This window comes from Bradyrhizobium sp. AZCC 2230 (genome assembly GCF_036924495.1).
GTDB lineage: Bacteria > Pseudomonadota > Alphaproteobacteria > Rhizobiales > Xanthobacteraceae > Bradyrhizobium > Bradyrhizobium rifense.
Genome location: NZ_JAZHRS010000001.1, coordinates 3800702 through 3819268, shown reverse-complemented (window position 1 = coordinate 3819268; position 18567 = coordinate 3800702). Strand labels below are relative to the sequence as shown.

Sequence of the window (18567 nt, the reverse complement as noted above, 5' to 3'; positions counted from 1 at the left end):
CCGGTTGATCCGGCCGAGCAAGTGCAAGGTTAGTCCCATTCATCCCCGGTTGCGAGGGCGGCCCGGCTGATTTCGGGCGCAACGGTGTGACGCGACAATTCGCGCGCCCTTGGGGAATTAACCGAGCCCCAGTTTGGGCCCTGTCAAGTCTTGACCTCGCCTCTATTGCTGCGCAGAAATCTTGAGAGAAAGGCCGCAGCCAATGGTGCAGGGTGTCATCACATTGATCGTGTTGCTCGGGATCGCGTATGCGGCCGGCTATTTCACGCGCGATTTCCAGTCCCGCAAACGGCGTGCCGTGGCTCGCCGCTCGGGCGGCTACAGGCAGCCGGACTGGCTTAGCCCCACCGTTCCCGCCAACACCAACGAAACTCCGTCCCCCGCCCTCGGTGAACTCGGCCAGATGCTGGATCGCTGGGAGACCAGGGCCCGCTCGCGTCGCACCGGGTAGCTTTCTGGAGACCACAAGCTCGACGGTCATCCCTGAGCAACCGTGACGCGGTTGTCGCCGGATGGAACGTAGCGCAACCGGGACCGGTCCCGCATTCCGCTCCGCTCCATGCGGGCTACGAGTGCTTGCGCTGCCCGCCGGGCAAAACACGCAAGCGCTGGGTCAATCGGGGTGCATCAAAATATTCCACTTTACCGAAATTCGGATTTGTTGGCGTTGTCGAACGCTGTCACCTTGAGGTGCGCGCCATGGGGCGCAACGCACCGCAGGGCAAGCCTCGAAGGGCGACGGCCCGGATGCACCAGTTCGGCTGTGCATCCTTCGAGGCTCCTGGCGCGATGCTATGCGCACCGCGCCACTCGCACCTCAGGATGACGGAGCCGCCATTGCGAGCCGAGCGGCGAGATCCGCACCCAGGTCAGTCCCCCTGACCATCTTTTGGCGTTGCGGTTGCGCCTATTTCTCGTCTAGAAACGACGCACTGAGCCTCCCGGCAACCAACCGTCAACGGTTTTGACCGAGGATTTGGAGCTCAAAAGGGTCTGGCAATGCTGATTCGCGGCCAAATCGATGGGATTTCGGGGGAGGTGGCTCTGGCCGCCGCCACGATCCCGGCCGCGCTGCTGCCCACCCTCCTTATTGGCGGCCTTCTTCTTACTTGCCCCTGAGGGCCGGCTGGGCGCCACGCGCCTGGGCACTCAGGGGTTGGTCGAGATCACCGGACACCTCCAAGCGCCCAGCAGACTGAACGGCGCAAAAGCTCAAAAGGAATTTTGCAATGGCCCCCGCGAACAAGTCCGATAAGGACCGCGTCATCATTTTCGACACCACGCTGCGCGACGGCGAGCAGTGCCCCGGCGCCACCATGACCTTCGAAGAGAAGCTCGAGGTCGCGGAGCTCCTGGATGATATGGGCGTCGACGTCATCGAAGCCGGCTTCCCCATCACCTCCGAAGGCGACTTCCAGGCGGTCAGCGAGATCGCCCGCCGCTCCAAGAACGCCGTCATCGCCGGCCTGTCGCGTGCCCACCCGGCCGACATCGACCGCTGCGCTGAAGCCGTGAAATTCGCCAAGCGCGGCCGCGTCCATACCGTGATCGCGACCTCGCCGCTGCATATGCGGGTGAAGCTGAACAAGACCCCGGAGCAGGTGCTCGAGACCTCGGTTGCCATGGTCGCGCGAGCCCGCAACCAGATCGACGACGTCGAATGGTCGGCCGAGGACGGCACCCGCAGCGAGATGGACTATCTGTGCCGCATCGTCGAGGCCGTCATCAAGGCCGGCGCCACCACGGTGAACATTCCCGACACCGTCGGCTACACCACGCCCGACGAATACACCCACTTCATGAAGACGCTGATCGAGCGCGTGCCGAACTCCGACAAGGCGGTGTTCTCGGTGCACTGCCACAACGACCTCGGCATGGCCGTTGCGAACTCGCTGGCCGGCGTGGTCGGCGGCGCGCGCCAGGTCGAGTGCACCATCAACGGCATCGGCGAGCGCGCCGGCAACGCTGCGCTCGAAGAGATCGTGATGGCGATCAACGTGCGCAACGACAAGTTTCCGTTCTGGAACAAGATCGACACCACGCAGCTGACCCGCGCCTCGAAGGTTGTGTCGGCGGCGACCTCGTTCCCGGTGCAGTACAACAAGGCGATCGTCGGCCGGAACGCGTTTGCGCATGAGAGCGGCATCCACCAGGATGGCGTGCTGAAGGACGCCTCGACCTACGAGATCATGCGGCCCGAAATGGTTGGCCTGAAGCAGTCCTCGCTGGTGCTCGGCAAGCATTCCGGACGCCATGCCTTCGTGCACAAGCTGGAGGAGATGGGCTACAAGCTCGGTCCGAACCAGCTGGAAGATGCGTTCACGCGGATGAAGGCGCTCGCCGACCGCAAGAAGGACATCTACGACGAGGACATCGAGGCGCTGGTCGACGAGGAGATGGCGGCGTCGCATGACCGCATCAAGCTGACCTCGCTGACCGTGATCGCCGGCACCCATGGCCCGCAGCGCGCGACCATGAAGCTCGACGTCGACGGCCAGATCAAGATCGAGGAGGCCGAGGGCAACGGTCCGGTGGACGCGGTGTTCAACTGCATCAAGGCGCTGGTGCCGCACGAGGCCAAGCTCGATCTGTATCAGGTGCATGCGGTCACCGAAGGCACCGACGCGCAGGCCGAAGTGTCGGTCCGGCTTTCGCATGAGGGACGTGCGATGACGGCGCGCGCGGCGGATCCGGACACGTTGGTGGCGTCCGCAAAAGCCTATCTCGGCGCGCTCAACAAGATCGTCATGAAGCGCCAGCGCGACACCGTGACGACGGCCGCGGCGAGCTGACAGGCGAAGCTGCGAGTTGTTTTCGCCTCTCCCGCTTGCGGGAGAGGCCGATGCGCGCGATGCGCGCGGCGGGTGAGGGTTCTCTCCTTTCGGGGGTTCTCGCCTGCGGAGACACCCTCTCCCCAACCCTCTCCCGCAAGCGGGAGAGGGAGCGCAGCGGCATTCACTGTGAATAGCAGCCCTGCTAACGGCCAATAGCACGCAGGGGCGCCGGCCTGTATTGAAGTGCCTGGCATGAGGACAGGCCGCCCGCGCCGGGCGGCCCAAAAACAACAGGGAGAGATTATGCGCACCTTCGCGATCGCGGCATCCGTCGCGGCATTGGCCTTGAGCCTTGCCGGCCCCGCCAGCGCCGACCCGATCATCATCAAGTTCAGCCACGTCGTCGCGACCGACACGCCGAAGGGCAAGGCCTCCGAAAAATTCAAGGAACTCGCCGAAAAGTACACCGGCGGCAAGGTCAAGATCGAGGTCTATCCAAACTCGACGCTGTACAAGGACAAGGAAGAGCTCGAGGCGCTGCAGCTCGGTAGCGTGCAGATGCTGGCGCCGTCGAACTCCAAGTTCGGCCCGCTCGGCATCCGCGAGTTCGAGGTGTTCGATCTGCCCTATATCCTTCCCGACCTGAAGACGCTGCGGAAGGTGACGGAAGGTCCGCTCGGTGCGCGGCTGCTCAAGCTGCTGGAGCCGAAGGGCATCACCGGCCTTGCCTATTGGGACAACGGCTTCAAGCAGATGAGCGCCAACAAGAAGCTGGTGGCACCGAACGATTATCAGGGCGTCAAGTTTCGCATCCAGTCCTCGCGCGTGCTGCAGGCGCAGTTCAAGGCGCTCGGCTCGCTGCCGCAGGTGATGGCGTTCTCGGAAGTCTATCAGGCGCTGCAGACCGGCGTGGTCGACGGCCAGGAGAACACCTGGTCGAACATCTATACCCAGAAGATGCACGAGGTGCAGAAGTACATCACCGAGACCAATCACGGTTACATCGGCTACGTCGTGATCGTGAACAAGAAGTTCTGGGACGATCTGCCGGCCGACATCCGCGACCAGCTCTCGAAGGCGATGAAGGAGGCAACCGACTTCAACAACGCGCAGTCGCAGAAGGAAAACGACGACGCGCTCGCCGAGATCAAGAAGAGCGGCAAGAGCGAGATCATCAAGCTCACGCCGGAGCAGGACGAGGCGATGCGCAAGGCGATGGAGCCGGTCTACAAGGACGCCGCAGGCCGCGTCGGCCAGCCGCTGATCGACGAGTTCCTGAAGGAATCGAAGAGCACGACGAACTAATCTAAACGAAATATGAAGGAGAGCTTCCGTGCGGGCTGCACGGAGGCTATTTTTTGTTGCGGATGATGTCCGCGGTGGCTGAACGGACATTCAAGTGAGTTACATCTGCGAAAGAACGCCCTCTCTGTCCAAGTTGTAAGTTGCACCTTGGCCTCGCGACGCCCATCTTCAGGACATCCTTCCAGAGGAGGTACGTCATGAGGAAGTTCACCATCGCCGCCATCGCCGTGCTCAGCATCGCCGGCTCGGGCGCGGTCTATGCCCAATATCATCGCCCGTGGATGGAGCACTTCCGCCACATCCGCATGAACCCCGAAGATCGCGCCGCCTTCGTCGACGCGCGGATCGCCGCGGTCCATGCCGGGCTGAAGCTCAACGCCGACCAGGAGAAGCTGTGGCCGCCGGTTGAAGCCGCCGTGCGCGACTTCGCCAAGCTGCGCCTCGACCGCGCCAATGCGCGGATGAACGCGGGTCCCGGCGACGCTGCCAAGGACGGCAATAAGGACGGCGACAAGCCGGACGATCCGGTCGCCCGCCTGCGCCAGCGCGCCGACGACATGGGCGCGACCTCTACGGCTTTGAAAAAGATCGCCGACGCCGCCGATCCGCTCTACAAGAGCCTCGATGACGGCCAGAAGCGCCGCCTTGCCATGCTGACCCACCACCGCGGCCCGTTCGGCGGCGGCGAGGATGGTCCGCCCCGCCACTTCATGGAACGCGGCATGGACCGCATGATGGAGCGTGGCATGGACCACTTCCGCGGCGGCGACCGGTTTGACCGCGACGGCGGCCCGGATCGGGAAGGGCGTCTTTGAGCGCTCCGGGATTTCCCGGGTATTAACCTCTGAGAAGCCGCTGGAATCCAGCGGCTTTTCGCATTTCCGGGGCTGTGGAAGAACCTTGGAAAACATGCGCCACATCGCTTGCCAGACCCGGATCGCTTTGCTAAACGACCGGCCTCGCAAGGCATTGACCGCCTTTCGGGCGCATAGCTCAGTTGGTAGAGCAGCTGACTCTTAATCAGCGGGTCCCAGGTTCGAGCCCTGGTGCGCCCACCAAACAAATCAGGCACTTAACATATGGCTTGGTAGGGTGGATGACCTCATTTTACAGGTCATTTTACAGTTTTGTTCTCGCTTCGAGCTTGAGCACCGCAGCCTCTGCAAGCTGAATGTCGCGACCAAGATAGTGCGCATCGAGAATGGCCTCGACGTCCTTTAGCGAGTGGCCGGTGACGGCCGCGATCTGCGGCACACTGGCGCCGGCAATCGCAAGCCGAACCACCGCGGTGCCCCTCAGATCGTGAAATGTAAGGCCGCTAACGCCTGCCCGCTCGCATGCCTTTGCCCACGATGTTCGAAAGCCATCAGACGTCCAGGGCCGGCCGAGCGTGTTCGTCAGGATAAGAGGTCCCCGACGCTGCGTGGTGTCGAGCAAAGCTCTCAAGGGAGTGCCAGCGGGCATCGCCACGCGCCGCCCGCCTTTCGACTGGCGAAGGCGAATGTGAGGGCTCTCGTAGGCTGACCAAGGCAAGCGCAAGAGGTCGCCTTGTCGCTGACCGCTCCATAAAGCCAAGATCAGCGCCAGCCTGATCTCGTCGGAGGCAACCGACAGAACTGCGGCAATGTCCTGTTCGGTCCAGATCTTGTCTCGGCGGTCTGCGACGTAGAGCCGGCCTCCGCGCTCGCAGGGATTGTTGGTAATGATCCCGCGGTCTTTCGCGAAAGACAGAATGCGCGCCAGCACCGTCCAGGCAAGATCAGCTTTGCGTGGGGTGTTGGCGTATTTGTCTCGCCAGCTCTTGAAGTCGCCGCGAATTCTGCGATCGGCGAGGGCGGCAATCGGCAGGTCACCGAATTCTTCTTCGATCAGCCTCCGCGCTGTCGCCGATCGCATTCAGCTCATGGGATTTCCGGTCGAAGTTCATCTGGTCGAAAAGCTCTGAGAGTATCGGTTCGCCGATTTCGACTGCTGAGTCTTCGGGGGCAGCCTCGCCGTGGACATTCGGTGTGGATCTCTGCCGTATGGATGACTGGCGCCAAAATGCATGCGTTACGAACGAACAGCGCACGTATCTGGTGCGGTTTCTGGTGCGGTCGTCGCGATGAAGGCAACGAAGATCGAGCAAATTACTGATATTCTTGGTGGGCCCGGCAGGACTCGAACCTGCAACCAGACCGTTATGAGCGGCGGGACAATGGCCGCGGCCGTTGATTTTCCTGTGCTTTCCGTGGAATTCGACCACGTTCGTTGCGTTTCGTGCGGGTTGTTTCTGGAGCGAAACTGGTGCGCTTCGTCCGCAATCGAACCTTGGACTTAGAGCATGTGCCTTCTGCTGGTGATAACTTGAGTCGTGCCGGCTGATCGTGGCGGCGTGCTCAAGGTCAGCGTCCACCCGGTTCGCAACGCGCTATCGGTAGCGAGCCAAAGACGTTCATGGGAAAGCAAGCTAGGCGAAAGAGATCGTGAGTTTTTTCGAGCGTCTAAAGGCAGAAGCATCCGCTGAGTGGCGGGCCTACACCGAACATCCCTTCACGAACGGGTTAGCAGACGGCTCGCTCGCCGAAGCGGCGTTTCGTCACTACCTCGTTCAGGACTACCTGTTCCTCATCGAGTTTGCTCGCGCCTACGCGCTCGCGGTCTATAAGTCGCCCAGGCTTGCGGACATGCGTGAAGCAGCGGCCGGTCTCTCGGCCATCCTTGATGTTGAGATGAACCTTCACGTGAAGCTCTGTGCCGGTTGGGGGTTGTCTCCGAGCGACCTTGAACAAACCCCTCCAGCGGTCGAGATGCTAGCCTATACACGCTACGTGCTCGACGCAGGAATGCGCGGCGATCTGCTAGCACTCAGGGTGGCGCTTGCCCCCTGCGTGATCGGCTACGCGGAGATCGCAACGCGGCTCGCCTCGCGCCCCGATGCGGGCGCTGCGACGAACCCCTATCGCGTTTGGATCGCCGAGTATGACGGCGTGCCATACGAGGAGGTCGCGACGAAAGCGCGGGCGCACCTTGAGCGTCTCGCCGATCTCTACGCCACGCCGGCCCGCGAGGTCGAACTGATTGCGATCTTCAAGGAAGCCACCCGACTCGAGGCAGACTTCTGGGAGATGGCCTGGCGCGCGGGCCAGCGCGATGAATAACCATTTCGGCAATCGTCAGGCTCATACCAAGGTCATAGATTCAAATCCTATCCCCGATTTGAACCTACCGTTCGACAAGGTTCTGAGCTTTAGGTGGAAATATCGCAGATTGGCGTCGTGTGGGGAAAGGCGATAGCGGTCTCTCGCCACCAAGCCTCTGCGATTTTGCTCGCGTTCCCTCGATCCTCTACGATCCCGAGTGCTGAATGGTAGCGACCGTCAGCGCGAACGGATGAAGACGCCCTGCAAACTTGGCAAAAGTCGAGGGGATGAGCGCCGCTCGCGCGAGCCAGTATAATAAGCGGCTGATCTTCAATCATCATGGACATACGCCACGACATTCAAACTCTCTCTTATCCCCGGAGCGATAGTACTTGTCCATGACTGCACAGTAGGCCTTCGTGTCGGCTGCGTCTGCCACCGCAGGTCTGCGCGCGTCGTTCAACGTTTCACTTTGTCCTTAGCAGCGCGAACAGTGGGCGGACGACACCGGTCAGGAGCTCGCGTTCCGAGCTGGTCCGCGCCAGCACGCGGATGCCTAGCATTGCGCCGAGGAAGAGGCGGGCCAGGTCAGCAGCCGGCAGTTTGGTTCGAATTGTCCCGTCTGACTGGCCGCGGACGATGCAATCGCGCATGTACTTCTCGATTCGGCCGAAGACGTTCGTAACCAGATCACGGAAGTCAGCGTCATGCGGGGCGACCTCAAGCGCGGTGTTGACGACGAAGCATCCTTTCCGCAGGGCGTCGGCCCGCGTCTCCTCTATGAGAGCGTCGAAGTACCGCTCTAGTGCGCGCAAGGGCGGGTCATCGTCTCCGAAAATCGCAGAGCAAGATTCGAGCGCGCGACGAACATACCGATCGAGCACGAGGCGGTAGATGGCTCTTTTGTCACCGAACGCATTGTAGAGGCTCGGTGTGGTCATTCCAGTGCGGTCGGCGAGGTCGCGCATCGATGTCGCCTCATAGCCGTTCGTCCAAAAGCGCTGCGTTGCGGCTTCGAGCACCGTGTCTTCATCGAATTCCCTGGGCCTGGCCATCTAGATTTGTCTGCCAATGGTGAGAGCGATAGCTTGCGACCTGTTTTATCACGTTTGTCAAAAAAATCTATTGCGTGTTTTCTTACGATCGTTATAAAAAGCGCCTGGCCTGGCCTGACCCGCGACGACAAGGGGCGCGGCGAGCCCACAGTCGACCTTGTTTGGAGAGGAGCTACCCATTGTGGAATCAAGTTTACAATCCGTTCGGTAATGCCGCCCTGTCGACCGTCGCTGCCGCCGTTCCCGCCGTCACCCTGCTCGTCTTGATCGCATCGAATAAGGTCAAGGCTCACATTGCAGCGGTTATCGCGCTGATTGCCACCAATATCGTCACCATCTTTGCCTTCACGATGCCGGTCGGAATGTCTATCCGTGCCTCTCTGCTCGGGGTTGTCGTAGGATTTTTCCCGATCGGCTGGATCGTGCTCAACGTCATCTTTCTTTATCGCATCACGGTCGAGACTGGACGGTTCGAGCTGCTGAAGCGCGCCATCGGCGGCGTCACGACGGACCGCCGCCTGCAGCTCTTGCTGATCGCGTTTGGATTCGGCGCCTTTTTTGAAGGAACCTCCGGCTTCGGAACGCCGGTCGCAATCACCGGCGCTGTTTTGCTCGGCCTCGGCTTCTCGCCACTGGCAGCATCCGGCCTGTCGCTGATCGCCAACACCGCGCCCGTCGCCTACGGTGCGCTGGGCGCACCGATCCAGGGTCTCGCGTCCGTCACCGGGCTCGATCCCTATATCCTTGGCGCGATGATCGGCCGGCAACTGCCGTTCTTCTCGATGCTCGTGCCGTTCTGGCTGATCTGGGCGTTCGCCGGATGGCGTGGCATGATAGCGATCTGGCCGGCCATTCTCGTCACCGCCGTGTCATTCGCGATTCCGCAATTCGTGATCTCGAACTACATCAACCCCTGGATCGTCGATATCGGCGCGTCGCTGATCTCGATGGGCTGTCTCATCCTGTTTCTGGAAGTCTGGCAGCCGAGGGAACTGTGGCTGTCGCCGGCGCTGCGTGGCAAGGACGAGTCGATCTCGACGATGAAGCCAGTCAAGCCGCTGGACACAAAACCGCTCACCCAGTCGCAGCTCTGGAACGCGTTGCTGCCATGGATCATCGTTTTCATCGTCATGCTGATCTGGGGCAACGGTTCGTTCAAGACTTGGGCAAATTCCATATTTATCTGGAATTACCAAGTCCCTGATCTGCACAACATGATCAACAAGATGCCACCGGTGGCGGCCAAGCCGACGCTTGAAGGTGCGGTTTTCTCGTTCCCCTACCTGTCGTTGACCGGAACCGGGTTGCTGATCGCCACTCTGATCTCGGGCGCCCTGATGGGCGTCGCGCCGGCCAAGATGGTCGTGGAATATGGCCGCACCATCCGGCTGTGCGCGGTCTCGCTGATCACGATCTCGGCGATGCTGGCGATCGGCACTCTGACGCGGCTGTCCGGCGTCGACGCGACGCTCGGTCTGGCGTTCGCTACCACCGGCGTTCTCTACCCCTTCTTCGGCACGCTGCTCGGCTGGCTGGGCGTGGCGCTGACGGGATCGGATACTGCCTCCAACGTGCTGTTCGGCAATTTGCAGAAGATTACCTCCGAACAGCTCGGCCTGTCGCCGATCCTGATGGCCGCCGCCAACTCGTCTGGTGGCGTCATGGGCAAGATGATCGACGCGCAGTCGATCGTGGTTGCCTCGACCGCGACCAACTGGTTCGGCCACGAAGGCACGATCCTGCGCTTCGTGTTCAAGCACTCGATCGCGCTGGCGTGTCTCGTTGGCGGGCTCGTGACGTTGCAGGCTTACGTCTATCCGTTCACGCAGATGGTCTTGAAATAACTACCTGCGGTGTGCGGTCGAATTCTTGTTACTGGTTCAGACGTAGAGCAGTTGTCCGTCCGGCCACTGCTACACGATCAAAGCGAACGACAATCAGCGGATCGAGGCAAATTATGGGAACGCCGTCATCGGTAATAAAGCTGCATGCTCGGGATAACGTCGCTATTGCGAGATCGGATATTAGTAGCGGATCCCTTCTCGTTGGACTCGATGGATTGATCGCCAGTTCGCCAATTCCAGCCGCGCATAAAGTGGCGGCCGTAGATATCCGTCGAGGCGAGCCCGTCTTACGCTACGGACAGATCATTGGTTTTGCGACGAGTGATATTGCAGCCGGAGAGCACGTCCACACCCATAATCTGGCCATGGGCACGTTCGAGCGGGACTATGCATTCGGTGCAGACGGGGGCGCGCGTCCGAGTGCCACGACGGTCGATGAATTTCAAGGAATTGTCCGTGCCGATGGGCGTGTCGCTACGCGCAACTACATTGGCGTCGTGAGTACCGTGAATTGCTCTGCGACGGTCGCCAAGCTTGCCGTTGAGCATTTCTCGAGGCCCGGAGCCTTGGAGAAATATCCGAATGTCGACGGGGTGGTGCCGATAACTCACGGTGTTGGATGCTGCATCGAACATAACGGGGAGGGCGTTCAACAATTGCGCAGAACCTTGGGCGGGTTCGTCAAGCACGTGAACTTTGCCGGCGTCGTGGTCATCGGTCTTGGTTGTGAAGCGAACCAGATGGGCGCGATGTTCATGGCTGAGGGTATCGAAACCGGCAAGATGATCGCTCCGCTCGTGATCCAGGAAAAAGGAGGCACGAGGAATACCGTTGCAGCGGCTGTTGCTGCAATCGAGGAGATGTTGCCACGGGCGAACGAGTGTCGCCGGCAACCGGTGCCGGTCTCTAATCTGGTCGTCGCTTTACAATGCGGCGGTTCTGACGGCTACTCGGGCATTACTGCAAATCCAGCCCTTGGTGTGGCAGTTGACATGCTGGTTGCACAGGGCGGTACGGCCATACTTAGTGAGACACCAGAGATCTATGGCGCCGAACATCTTCTGACGCGGCGAGCAGTGTCCAGAGAGGTCGGTGAGAAAATCGTCAGCCTGATCAAATGGTGGGAGGGTTATGCCGAACGAGAGAAGGGCAGCATCGACAATAATCCAACCCCCGGCAACAAAGCTGGAGGGCTTACGACGATTCTGGAAAAGTCGTTGGGGGCTGTCGCCAAAAGTGGCTCGACGCCCCTTACGGGCGTGTACCGATACGCTGAGCCGATCAAGGATCGAGGTCTCGTATTTATGGATGCGCCAGGCTACGACCCGATGGGGACGACTGGACAAATCGCCGGAGGTGCGAATTTAGTGGCTTTCACGACGGGGCGCGGCTCTTGTTTTGGTGCAAAGCCGTCACCCTCCGTAAAGCTCGCGACCAATACTAAGATGTATGCGCGCATGCGCGACGACATGGACATAAACTGCGGAGACATCATGGATGGCGGCTCCACAATCGAGAGCAAGGGCCTGGAAATCTATCGCAAGCTTATCGAAGTTGCGTCCGGTGAAAAGTCGAAAAGCGAAGAACTGGGCGTTGGCAACGAAGAGACCGTTCCGTGGATGATTGGTGCGCAGATGTAACGTCATGCACGAGTGCTTGCGTTCTGTCGTCGCATTCGTTCGCCCCACTCGAATGAGAACTGCTTCTAACACGCACGAGTTCGGTGCTAGACTAGCCGCCAAAGCCTCGCAGGCCCTCGATATCGAGCACGTTAATTTCCCGGTACTCTACTTTGATCAGTCCGCATTTCTCTAGCACTTGTAATGCCTGATTGACCCTTTGTCGTGATGTGCCAACGATGTAACCAAGCTCCTCGTTGGAGATATCGATACGGCCACCTCGGTTCGGATAGAGCTGCGGATGCAGCATGTCCGCGATCGTATGGGCGACACGCGCATCTGGATCGTCCAGCCGATCATGCTCGAATGCCCCCATGAATTGACCGAGGCGTTCGTTGAGCTGGGTAATGATGAAGCGGTTGAAATCGATGCTTGAGTCCAGCAGCCAGAAGAAAGTAGTAGCTGGCATCAACGCGACGCGCGAGTCACGCAACGCAACAACATCATATTTGCGCAGCTCCTGTTTGAGTATCGAACCCTCGCCAAACCAAGAATTGGCAGGGAAGGTTGCGAAGGTCACGGACTTGCCCGTGTCGGACAGGGTTGAAACTTTGACCAGTCCATCGATTACCCCGATCCAGAAACTGGATGGATCGCCCTTGTGGCATGCATAATTGCCCGGCAGAAATTCGCGGACGAGGATCGCTGCACGCACACGCTGCAACTGTTCGGTTGAGAGCGCGCGCGCCCATTTACTGGCCGCTAGTAAATCGTCGAGCACCCGGGCCCCTTGCGATCGAGATTGTCCGTCAAGCGACAGTCTCTGGGAAGTTAGTGATCTAGCTTGCGATAGTCGGGCATGCAAGCGTTCCAAAAAGCGCAAGCCCGCGCAGTCCGCTTGGAGGAAACGCTATGGGCTTAACGTTCGCTTGCAAACCGCATTCTCTGTTCAGCGGATTGCCTCTCAGCCTCGTGGGTATCACCGGACTCAGGTCTTTCAATCGAACCGGTACTTCACCGACGGCGCATTTGGGTGGAGGGGACTTGTCGCGCAGCTGTATGCCCAGGCATCGAGCTGGCCCACGGGCAGCGCGCTGCACTCATTTCTTCTTTTCGTCCGATTCATCCGGCCGGCCCCGTGAGCGCGCTGGCCGGATCGACGTCTTCGCTCGCGAGCGAGGCCAACCCAACAGCCTGATGAGTATGGCGCCGTAGAGTGGACGCCGTCTTTCGGAAATCGCACTCCAATAACAACAGCCGGAGCACGTCCGCGCAACTGGCGATCGTCAAATTCGATGCCTGGTTCTCAGGCGCAAACGTGGAGGAGGGAAAGACAATGATTCTTGACGAGTATCCAGTTGGCTCACGAAAGTATTTGAGAACGTTCGTGGCGGTGGCGTTCGCGACAACGGCATTCGCGGCCGCAACACCCGCCAAAGCGGACAGTTGCTCGAATTTGGCCAAGACCTTCCATCGACCAAAGACAACGATAACGATGGCTCAGACTGTTCCGGCGGGGACGTTCGTTAGTCCAGCCGCCGATACACTACCGAATATGCCGAAGTTCTGCCGGGTGGCCGGGTTCGCGACACCAAGCAGCGACTCACATATCCAGTTCGAGGTCTGGCTGCCGCAATCCGGTTGGAATCTGAAATATCTTCAGGTGGGGTGTGGCGGATATTGCGGCGCCGTCCCGTATACCTCGATGGCCGATCCGCTGCGCCGAGGATATGTCGTAGCCGCGACCGACGACGGCAATCAGTCGAATGCCATCGACACTAGTTGGGCCGTAGGTCATCCCGAGAAGGTCGTTGATTGGGGATACCGGGCCATCAAGGAGACCACTGATGTCGCCAAGGGTCTCATCTTCGCGTTCCAGAATAGCGGACCTCAACGCTCCTATTTCCTTGGTTGTTCGAACGGTGGTCGGGAAGCCTTGATGGAGGCCCAGCACTATCCGCGGGACTTCGACGGGATCATCGCCGGGTCTCCGGGGAACAACTGGACCCATCTAATGAGCGGGTTTGCCTATAACGTCGCGGCGCTGCAAGGGATCTCCAGCGGAGATCTCTCGCAATCGGACCTCGACACGCTGAGCAAGTCCACGCTGGCGGAATGTGCCGGAAAGGACGGAGGGCTGAGCACGGATCAGTTCCTGAACAATCCGCGCGCCTGCGGCTTCGACCCGAAGAAGTTGTCGTTGTCGAAAGAAAAGATAGAGGCCATCGAGAAAATCTTTTCCGGACCCCGCGGTATCTTCCCGGGCTATCAGGGCGGGAGTGGAGAAGCGAACAGCTTTGTCGATTGGCCGCTTTGGCTAACGGGTTCTGGAAATCCAGCCGCGGGGTTGCAGGGAGCCTTCGCGATCAGCACCTTCACGAAGCTGGTGTTTCCGAACTCCGGATGGACGCCGACTTCTTTCACCGCCGCCGATAACGCCAAGCAAGCGGACAAAGAGCTCGGTGCAATTGCGAACTCTATCGATCCCGATCTTCGTGTCTTCACCTCGCATGGCGGCAAGTTGATCCAGTATGCGGGCTGGAGTGACAGCGCCATTTCACCCCAGAACGACCTCGATTACTTTCACGCGCTGAACCGCGAAATGGGGAAGGGAGCTACGCGGGAGTTCTATCGTCTCTTCATGGTACCGGGAATGGCTCACTGCAACGGCGGACCTGGTGCAAATGCGTTTGGACAAGCCTTCACCCCCAGCGGACCGAACCCCTCCGATCCAGCTGCCGATATCATTTCCGCACTCGACAACTGGGTGGTGAACGGGAGAGTGCCTGAACAGATCAACGCTACCAAATACGTGAATGACGATCCGAATCAGGGCGTCGCGTTCCAGAGGCCGTTATGCGCGTTTCCGAACATCGCGAAGTATAACGGAAGAGGTAGCACGGCTGCCGCATCCAGCTTTGAATGTGTTCGCCCTGACGACGACGAAAGACTTGGCCACGACGATCATGACGACCATCAGCATGAGCAAAGGCTTGGCGCCAATCGTTAACTGAAGCGGTGCGGCAGCGCACGGGTTGGTCGAGACGTAGGGCTCGAGAACCAATTTTCTCGGTTCTCGAGCTGCTACGCGGGTTCTGTTCCGATCATTCGCGCAGAACTCTGCGGGGTTACGTCGCAAGAGGTGTTCGGAGGTGAAGAGGCGGGATGCCGGCGAAAGAGCGTCCGAGCAATGGCAGGGCGCGAAATCATGAGATGGCAGATCTTGGGCAAACGCAGCGTAAGGCGCGCCTTGCTGCTCGCCGCTACTGTTGCCGCGTCGGCGGCAACACGTGCATTGCCGACTGACGCGCCCGATCTCAACGCGCCGAGTCATGCCGATGACCCATCAATCCCAACGGTTTGGGAGCTACCAGCGACGCCTGCGCCGAGCATCATCGTTCGATCGGTGGAAGCGCAGCCTCCCGGGCCGGAGCGCGCACTCAGCCCCAATCCGCTTTGGGAAATTTTGCATTCGAGCCTCTCGGCCACGCGCGAGCGGCCGATCTTCTCGCCGTCGCGCCGGCCGCCGCCGGTAGTCGCGGCCGCATCTCCCGCACCGCGCCCCCCTCCAGAGCCGCCGCGCGTCGAACGTCCGCAGTTTTTCCTGGTCGGCACCGTCGACGGCGGCGATGAGGGTTTTGGCATCTTTGTCGACGAGGCAACCAAGGCTGCGTTGCGCCTGAAGATCGGCGAAGGTTACCAGGGCTGGAAATTGCGCGCGGTGCACGGCCGCGAGGTGATGCTTGAGCGTGATCAGCAGACCACAACACTGATGTTGCCGCAGCCGGGCGCTGGTGCGCTGGGCCAGCCGCTTATCGGGAACGACGGCGTCGCGGTGCCAAAGTCGGCCGATTAATCGCCACAGCGGCGTGACCCGCGCCGCCAGTAGATCACGCTCCGTTCCTGAGGCGCGCCTTGTCGTCAGAAACGTTGGGCTGCGGCTTCGAGCGTCGCGTCCTCGTCGAATTCGCTAGGCTTGGCCATCTGGACCCGTCGGGTAGCGAGAGCGAATACCCCATCGCGCTGTTTTATCACGATCGTCAAAAATCTATTGCATGTTTTAGTACGGTCGTTATAAAACTAGTCAGCCGATGCCGAGCCCGGCCTCGACCACCGATAGTCGGAGACTCGATTCCGGCTTCGGCGCGGCTCTTTGCCCGTACAAGCCGACCGCGATCCGCACAGGAGGAATTCGCATGATCAAGCACCTCAATCCCTCTCGCCGCGACTTTCTGACCACGACAGCTATCGGCCTGGGCGCGGTGGCCGAGTTCACACTAATGGGCGCGGCACGCGCCCAAACCAGGAGCAAACAGATGAGCGAGCATGTCCAAGTAGATGGAATTCATCCCTTTCCGGCTGCGATGCAGGCGCGGACGATCGAAACCAACGGTGCATCCATCCATGTGCGGGTCGGCGGTCAAGGCCCGGCGGTGGTCCTCGTGCACGGCTTCGGCACGTCGGGCGACATGTGGGGTCATCTGACGAGCGCCCTCATCAAGGATCACACGATTATCATACCCGACTTACGTGGGTCCGGCCTCTCGTCGAAGCCCGATGGCGGCTATGAGAAGAAGAATCTTGCGGTAGACGTGGTGGGCGTCCTGGACGTCCTGGGTGCGCGTACGTTCGAATTGGTGACGCACGACATCGGCATTATGGTCGGCTACGCAATTGCCGCCACCCACCCCGAGCGCGTGACCCGATGGGTGGCGATCGATGCGCCGCTGCCCGGCATCGGCCCCTGGGAGAAAATCCTCCAGGAGCCGGCCATGTGGCACTTTGGCTTCGGTGGTAAGGACATGGAGCGCCTGGTCGCCGGCCGCGAGCGGATCTATCTCGACCGCTTCTGGAACGAACTTTCCCGGCACCCGGAGCGGTTTGATGAAGCGAAGCGCCAGCACTACGCCGCGCTCTATGCGCAACCCGGCGCAATGCGCGCGGGCTTTGCCCAGTTCTTGTCGTTCAGCCAGGATGCGATCGACAACAAGGCGTTCCTTGCGAAGGGTAAGCTTCAGATGCCGGTCCTGGCCCTGGGTGGCGAAGCTACATTCGCTCCTATGATCGGCGAGGTGATCCGGGGTGTCGCCAACAATGTCGAAGTTGCGACGATCCCCGATTGCGGGCACTGGATCACGGAAGAACAACCGGCCGTGACGACAAAACTTGTCGTCGACTTCCTGCCGCGCCGTTCGTGAGTTAGCGCGTTACGTAGCGCGGCGCCGCTCGGGTGAGTCCAACCGACGCCGCAGTCCCTCCACGAGCAAGGGGGATTTTTCGTGACCTCTGGCCCCTCGAGGCGGATCCAAGGTCATGGCTCAGGAGCGAGATATGAACGCGTCGCGAAACATCGATCACCTCACCGCGCATGCTGACGGCGATGTTCTGCACTGGCTGACAAACGACACGCGCGACGAGCGTTTCCTCGACAATATTTTCGCTGAGCTTTGCCTTCGGCTCCAGCGAGCGGGCGTTCCGGTCAAACGGGCGACGCTTCATCTCATGATTGTCCATCCGCAGTGGCTCGGCTCCCGGATCATGTGGGCCGACGGGATGCGCGAAGCCGAGCTTAGGAGAGTCGACTACGATGTCAGGGAGCGCTCCGACTACATCGACAGTCCCGCAAACGAACTCCATGACGGGGCCGCCGAGGTGCGCGAGAATCTGGAGCGCGACCCCGCGTTGAGCCGCAAGCACGCCTTCTATAATAGGATGCGGGCGAAAGGCCTCACTGACTATGTGGCGTGGCCGCTGTACCATACATTGGGCAAGCGGCATATTGTGACCTTTGCAACCGACCAGCCCGGAGGTTTCGACGACGCGCATATCGCCGGCCTGTTAAGGCTGTTGCCGGTTCTGGCGTTGGTCAGCGAAATCCGTATGAAGAACCGGCTGGCGCGAACGCTGCTCGAAACCTATGTCGGGTCGCACGCCAGCGAACTCGTTCTGGCTGGCGCCACCAGGCGCGGAAGCGGAACGACGGTACGCGCCGCCATCATGATCTGTGATCTTCGTGATTTCACGGGGATTTCCGACAAATGGCCGCGCGATGACGTGATTGACCTTCTGAACGGCTATTTCGACGCGATGTCGGAGCCGATTGCACGACATGGCGGGGAAATACTGAAATTCATAGGAGACGGTCTGCTCGCCATCTTTCCGCTCAGCAACCCGTCGGCCTGTGCAAATCTGCTGCATGCCGTGGCTGAGGCCCGACAGGCCATGATTGCCTTGAACGAAAAGAACGGCGAAACCGGCCGTGAGCCGCTCAACTACGGCATCGGCGTCCATGTCGGCGACGTCATGTACGGCAATATCGGGTCACAGACCCGGCTCGACTTCACGGTGATCGGTCCGGCGGTCAACATGGCATCGCGTCTCGAAACCCTCACCAAACAACTGGGGCGAACAGTGCTGCTGTCCCGCGCGTTCGCGGACTTCGTCAACAGCGATTTCGACCTCGAACGCGTCGGCGAATATCCGGTGCGCGGCTTCAGTGATCCAATCGAGCTGTTTGCGTATCACGGCTGAATGCCGGCCCCATTGGTTGACGCCAGAGCGCCCCGAGCGGGGATAATCGGCCTAGGGAGCCCGCTGATGCCGATCGGCGGACGAGAGACCGCTTCAAACCGCGGAGGATCCTCCGCCACTCACTAGCGGCTGTCAGATATGGCTTCCAAATAGTGCTCGCCCTCGAGCGCGCAACACAAAGTTCTTACTTGCATTGTACCAACTAGTATGTACGTTCTACCGAACTTCGGAGATACCCAGGCAATCTCTTCGTATCTGGAGCTGACTGCGCGCGTAGTCGCGTTCAACACATGAACGACAAGCCAGGTTCAGCGAAC

The 18567-nt window shown here is 60.3% G+C and carries 14 protein-coding genes and 1 tRNA gene; 12 read left to right on the top strand and 3 right to left on the bottom strand.

Going from position 1 to position 18567, the window contains the following annotated elements:
• Nucleotides 1-205 precede the first annotated feature (205 nt).
• The 5 genes from V1280_RS18315 to V1280_RS18295 all read left to right on the top strand — a co-directional run bounded on the left by V1280_RS18315 (nucleotide 206) and on the right by V1280_RS18295 (nucleotide 5137).
• Complete coding sequence (locus tag V1280_RS18315) at nucleotides 206-451, top strand: hypothetical protein (protein WP_334538350.1); 246 nt, start codon at nucleotides 206-208, stop codon at nucleotides 449-451.
• Nucleotides 452-1229: 778 nt separating this feature from the next.
• Nucleotides 1230-2792 carry a 2-isopropylmalate synthase gene (locus V1280_RS18310; RefSeq protein WP_334526808.1) on the top strand — a complete coding sequence of 521 codons (1563 nt, stop codon included), beginning with the start codon at nucleotides 1230-1232 and terminating at the stop codon, nucleotides 2790-2792.
• A gap of 285 nt (nucleotides 2793-3077) precedes the next feature.
• The gene (locus V1280_RS18305) at nucleotides 3078-4079 is read left to right on the top strand and encodes a TRAP transporter substrate-binding protein (protein WP_148778577.1); all 1002 of its coding nucleotides are present in this window, start codon (nucleotides 3078-3080) and stop codon (nucleotides 4077-4079) included.
• 197 nt (nucleotides 4080-4276) lie between these two features.
• Nucleotides 4277-4894: a Spy/CpxP family protein refolding chaperone gene (locus tag V1280_RS18300; protein ID WP_334526803.1), complete on the top strand. Its 618-nt coding sequence runs from the start codon at nucleotides 4277-4279 to the stop codon at nucleotides 4892-4894.
• Between the two features lie 167 nt (nucleotides 4895-5061).
• A tRNA-Lys gene (locus V1280_RS18295) sits at nucleotides 5062-5137 on the top strand.
• Nucleotides 5138-5198: 61 nt separating this feature from the next.
• On the opposite strand, the gene V1280_RS18290 is transcribed toward V1280_RS18295, so the two are convergent.
• Complete coding sequence (locus V1280_RS18290; protein ID WP_334526800.1) at nucleotides 5199-5975, bottom strand: tyrosine-type recombinase/integrase; 777 nt, start codon at nucleotides 5973-5975, stop codon at nucleotides 5199-5201.
• Nucleotides 5976-6544: 569 nt separating this feature from the next.
• Here V1280_RS18290 and tenA point away from each other — a divergent pair.
• The gene (gene tenA, locus V1280_RS18285) at nucleotides 6545-7219 is read left to right on the top strand and encodes a thiaminase II (protein ID WP_334526797.1); all 675 of its coding nucleotides are present in this window, start codon (nucleotides 6545-6547) and stop codon (nucleotides 7217-7219) included.
• 449 nt (nucleotides 7220-7668) lie between these two features.
• Here tenA and V1280_RS18280 read toward each other — a convergent pair whose 3' ends face one another.
• Entirely contained in the window at nucleotides 7669-8256 is a 588-nt protein-coding gene (locus V1280_RS18280; RefSeq protein WP_334526794.1) for a TetR/AcrR family transcriptional regulator, read from the bottom strand.
• 179 nt (nucleotides 8257-8435) lie between these two features.
• Between V1280_RS18280 and V1280_RS18275 the strand changes: the two genes are divergently transcribed.
• Both V1280_RS18275 and V1280_RS18270 read left to right on the top strand, forming a co-directional pair.
• Nucleotides 8436-10100 carry an L-lactate permease gene (locus V1280_RS18275; RefSeq protein ID WP_334526791.1) on the top strand — a complete coding sequence of 555 codons (1665 nt, stop codon included), beginning with the start codon at nucleotides 8436-8438 and terminating at the stop codon, nucleotides 10098-10100.
• A 113-nt stretch (nucleotides 10101-10213) separates the two neighbouring features.
• Entirely contained in the window at nucleotides 10214-11740 is a 1527-nt protein-coding gene (locus V1280_RS18270; RefSeq protein WP_334526789.1) for a UxaA family hydrolase, read from the top strand.
• Nucleotides 11741-11831: 91 nt separating this feature from the next.
• Here V1280_RS18270 and V1280_RS18265 read toward each other — a convergent pair whose 3' ends face one another.
• On the bottom strand, nucleotides 11832-12500 hold the full coding sequence (locus tag V1280_RS18265; RefSeq protein ID WP_334526786.1) for a Crp/Fnr family transcriptional regulator: 669 nt from the start codon (nucleotides 12498-12500) through the stop codon (nucleotides 11832-11834).
• A 435-nt stretch (nucleotides 12501-12935) separates the two neighbouring features.
• Between V1280_RS18265 and V1280_RS18260 the strand changes: the two genes are divergently transcribed.
• The 4 genes from V1280_RS18260 to V1280_RS18245 all read left to right on the top strand — a co-directional run bounded on the left by V1280_RS18260 (nucleotide 12936) and on the right by V1280_RS18245 (nucleotide 18250).
• On the top strand, nucleotides 12936-14729 hold the full coding sequence (locus tag V1280_RS18260) for a tannase/feruloyl esterase family alpha/beta hydrolase (RefSeq protein ID WP_334526783.1): 1794 nt from the start codon (nucleotides 12936-12938) through the stop codon (nucleotides 14727-14729).
• Nucleotides 14730-14942: 213 nt separating this feature from the next.
• Nucleotides 14943-15575: a hypothetical protein gene (locus V1280_RS18255; protein ID WP_334526780.1), complete on the top strand. Its 633-nt coding sequence runs from the start codon at nucleotides 14943-14945 to the stop codon at nucleotides 15573-15575.
• Between the two features lie 340 nt (nucleotides 15576-15915).
• The gene (locus V1280_RS18250) at nucleotides 15916-16917 is read left to right on the top strand and encodes an alpha/beta fold hydrolase (RefSeq protein WP_442895140.1); all 1002 of its coding nucleotides are present in this window, start codon (nucleotides 15916-15918) and stop codon (nucleotides 16915-16917) included.
• 133 nt (nucleotides 16918-17050) lie between these two features.
• The gene (locus V1280_RS18245; RefSeq protein WP_334526777.1) at nucleotides 17051-18250 is read left to right on the top strand and encodes an adenylate/guanylate cyclase domain-containing protein; all 1200 of its coding nucleotides are present in this window, start codon (nucleotides 17051-17053) and stop codon (nucleotides 18248-18250) included.
• The last annotated feature ends 317 nt before the right edge of the window (nucleotides 18251-18567 follow it).

Excerpts from the sequence above, each read along its gene's own strand:
- V1280_RS18310 (WP_334526808.1), top strand. The coding sequence starts at position 1,230 with ATGGCCCCCGCGAACAAGTCCGATAAGGACCGCGTCATCATTTTCGAC.
- V1280_RS18305 (WP_148778577.1), top strand. The coding sequence starts at position 3,078 with ATGCGCACCTTCGCGATCGCGGCATCCGTCGCGGCATTGGCCTTGAGC.
- V1280_RS18300 (WP_334526803.1), top strand. The coding sequence starts at position 4,277 with ATGAGGAAGTTCACCATCGCCGCCATCGCCGTGCTCAGCATCGCCGGC.
- V1280_RS18290 (WP_334526800.1), bottom strand. The coding sequence starts at position 5,975 with ATGCGATCGGCGACAGCGCGGAGGCTGATCGAAGAAGAATTCGGTGAC.
- V1280_RS18280 (WP_334526794.1), bottom strand. The coding sequence starts at position 8,256 with ATGGCCAGGCCCAGGGAATTCGATGAAGACACGGTGCTCGAAGCCGCA.
- V1280_RS18270 (WP_334526789.1), top strand. The coding sequence starts at position 10,214 with ATGGGAACGCCGTCATCGGTAATAAAGCTGCATGCTCGGGATAACGTC.
- V1280_RS18250 (WP_442895140.1), top strand. The coding sequence starts at position 15,916 with ATGATCAAGCACCTCAATCCCTCTCGCCGCGACTTTCTGACCACGACA.
- V1280_RS18245 (WP_334526777.1), top strand. The coding sequence starts at position 17,051 with ATGAACGCGTCGCGAAACATCGATCACCTCACCGCGCATGCTGACGGC.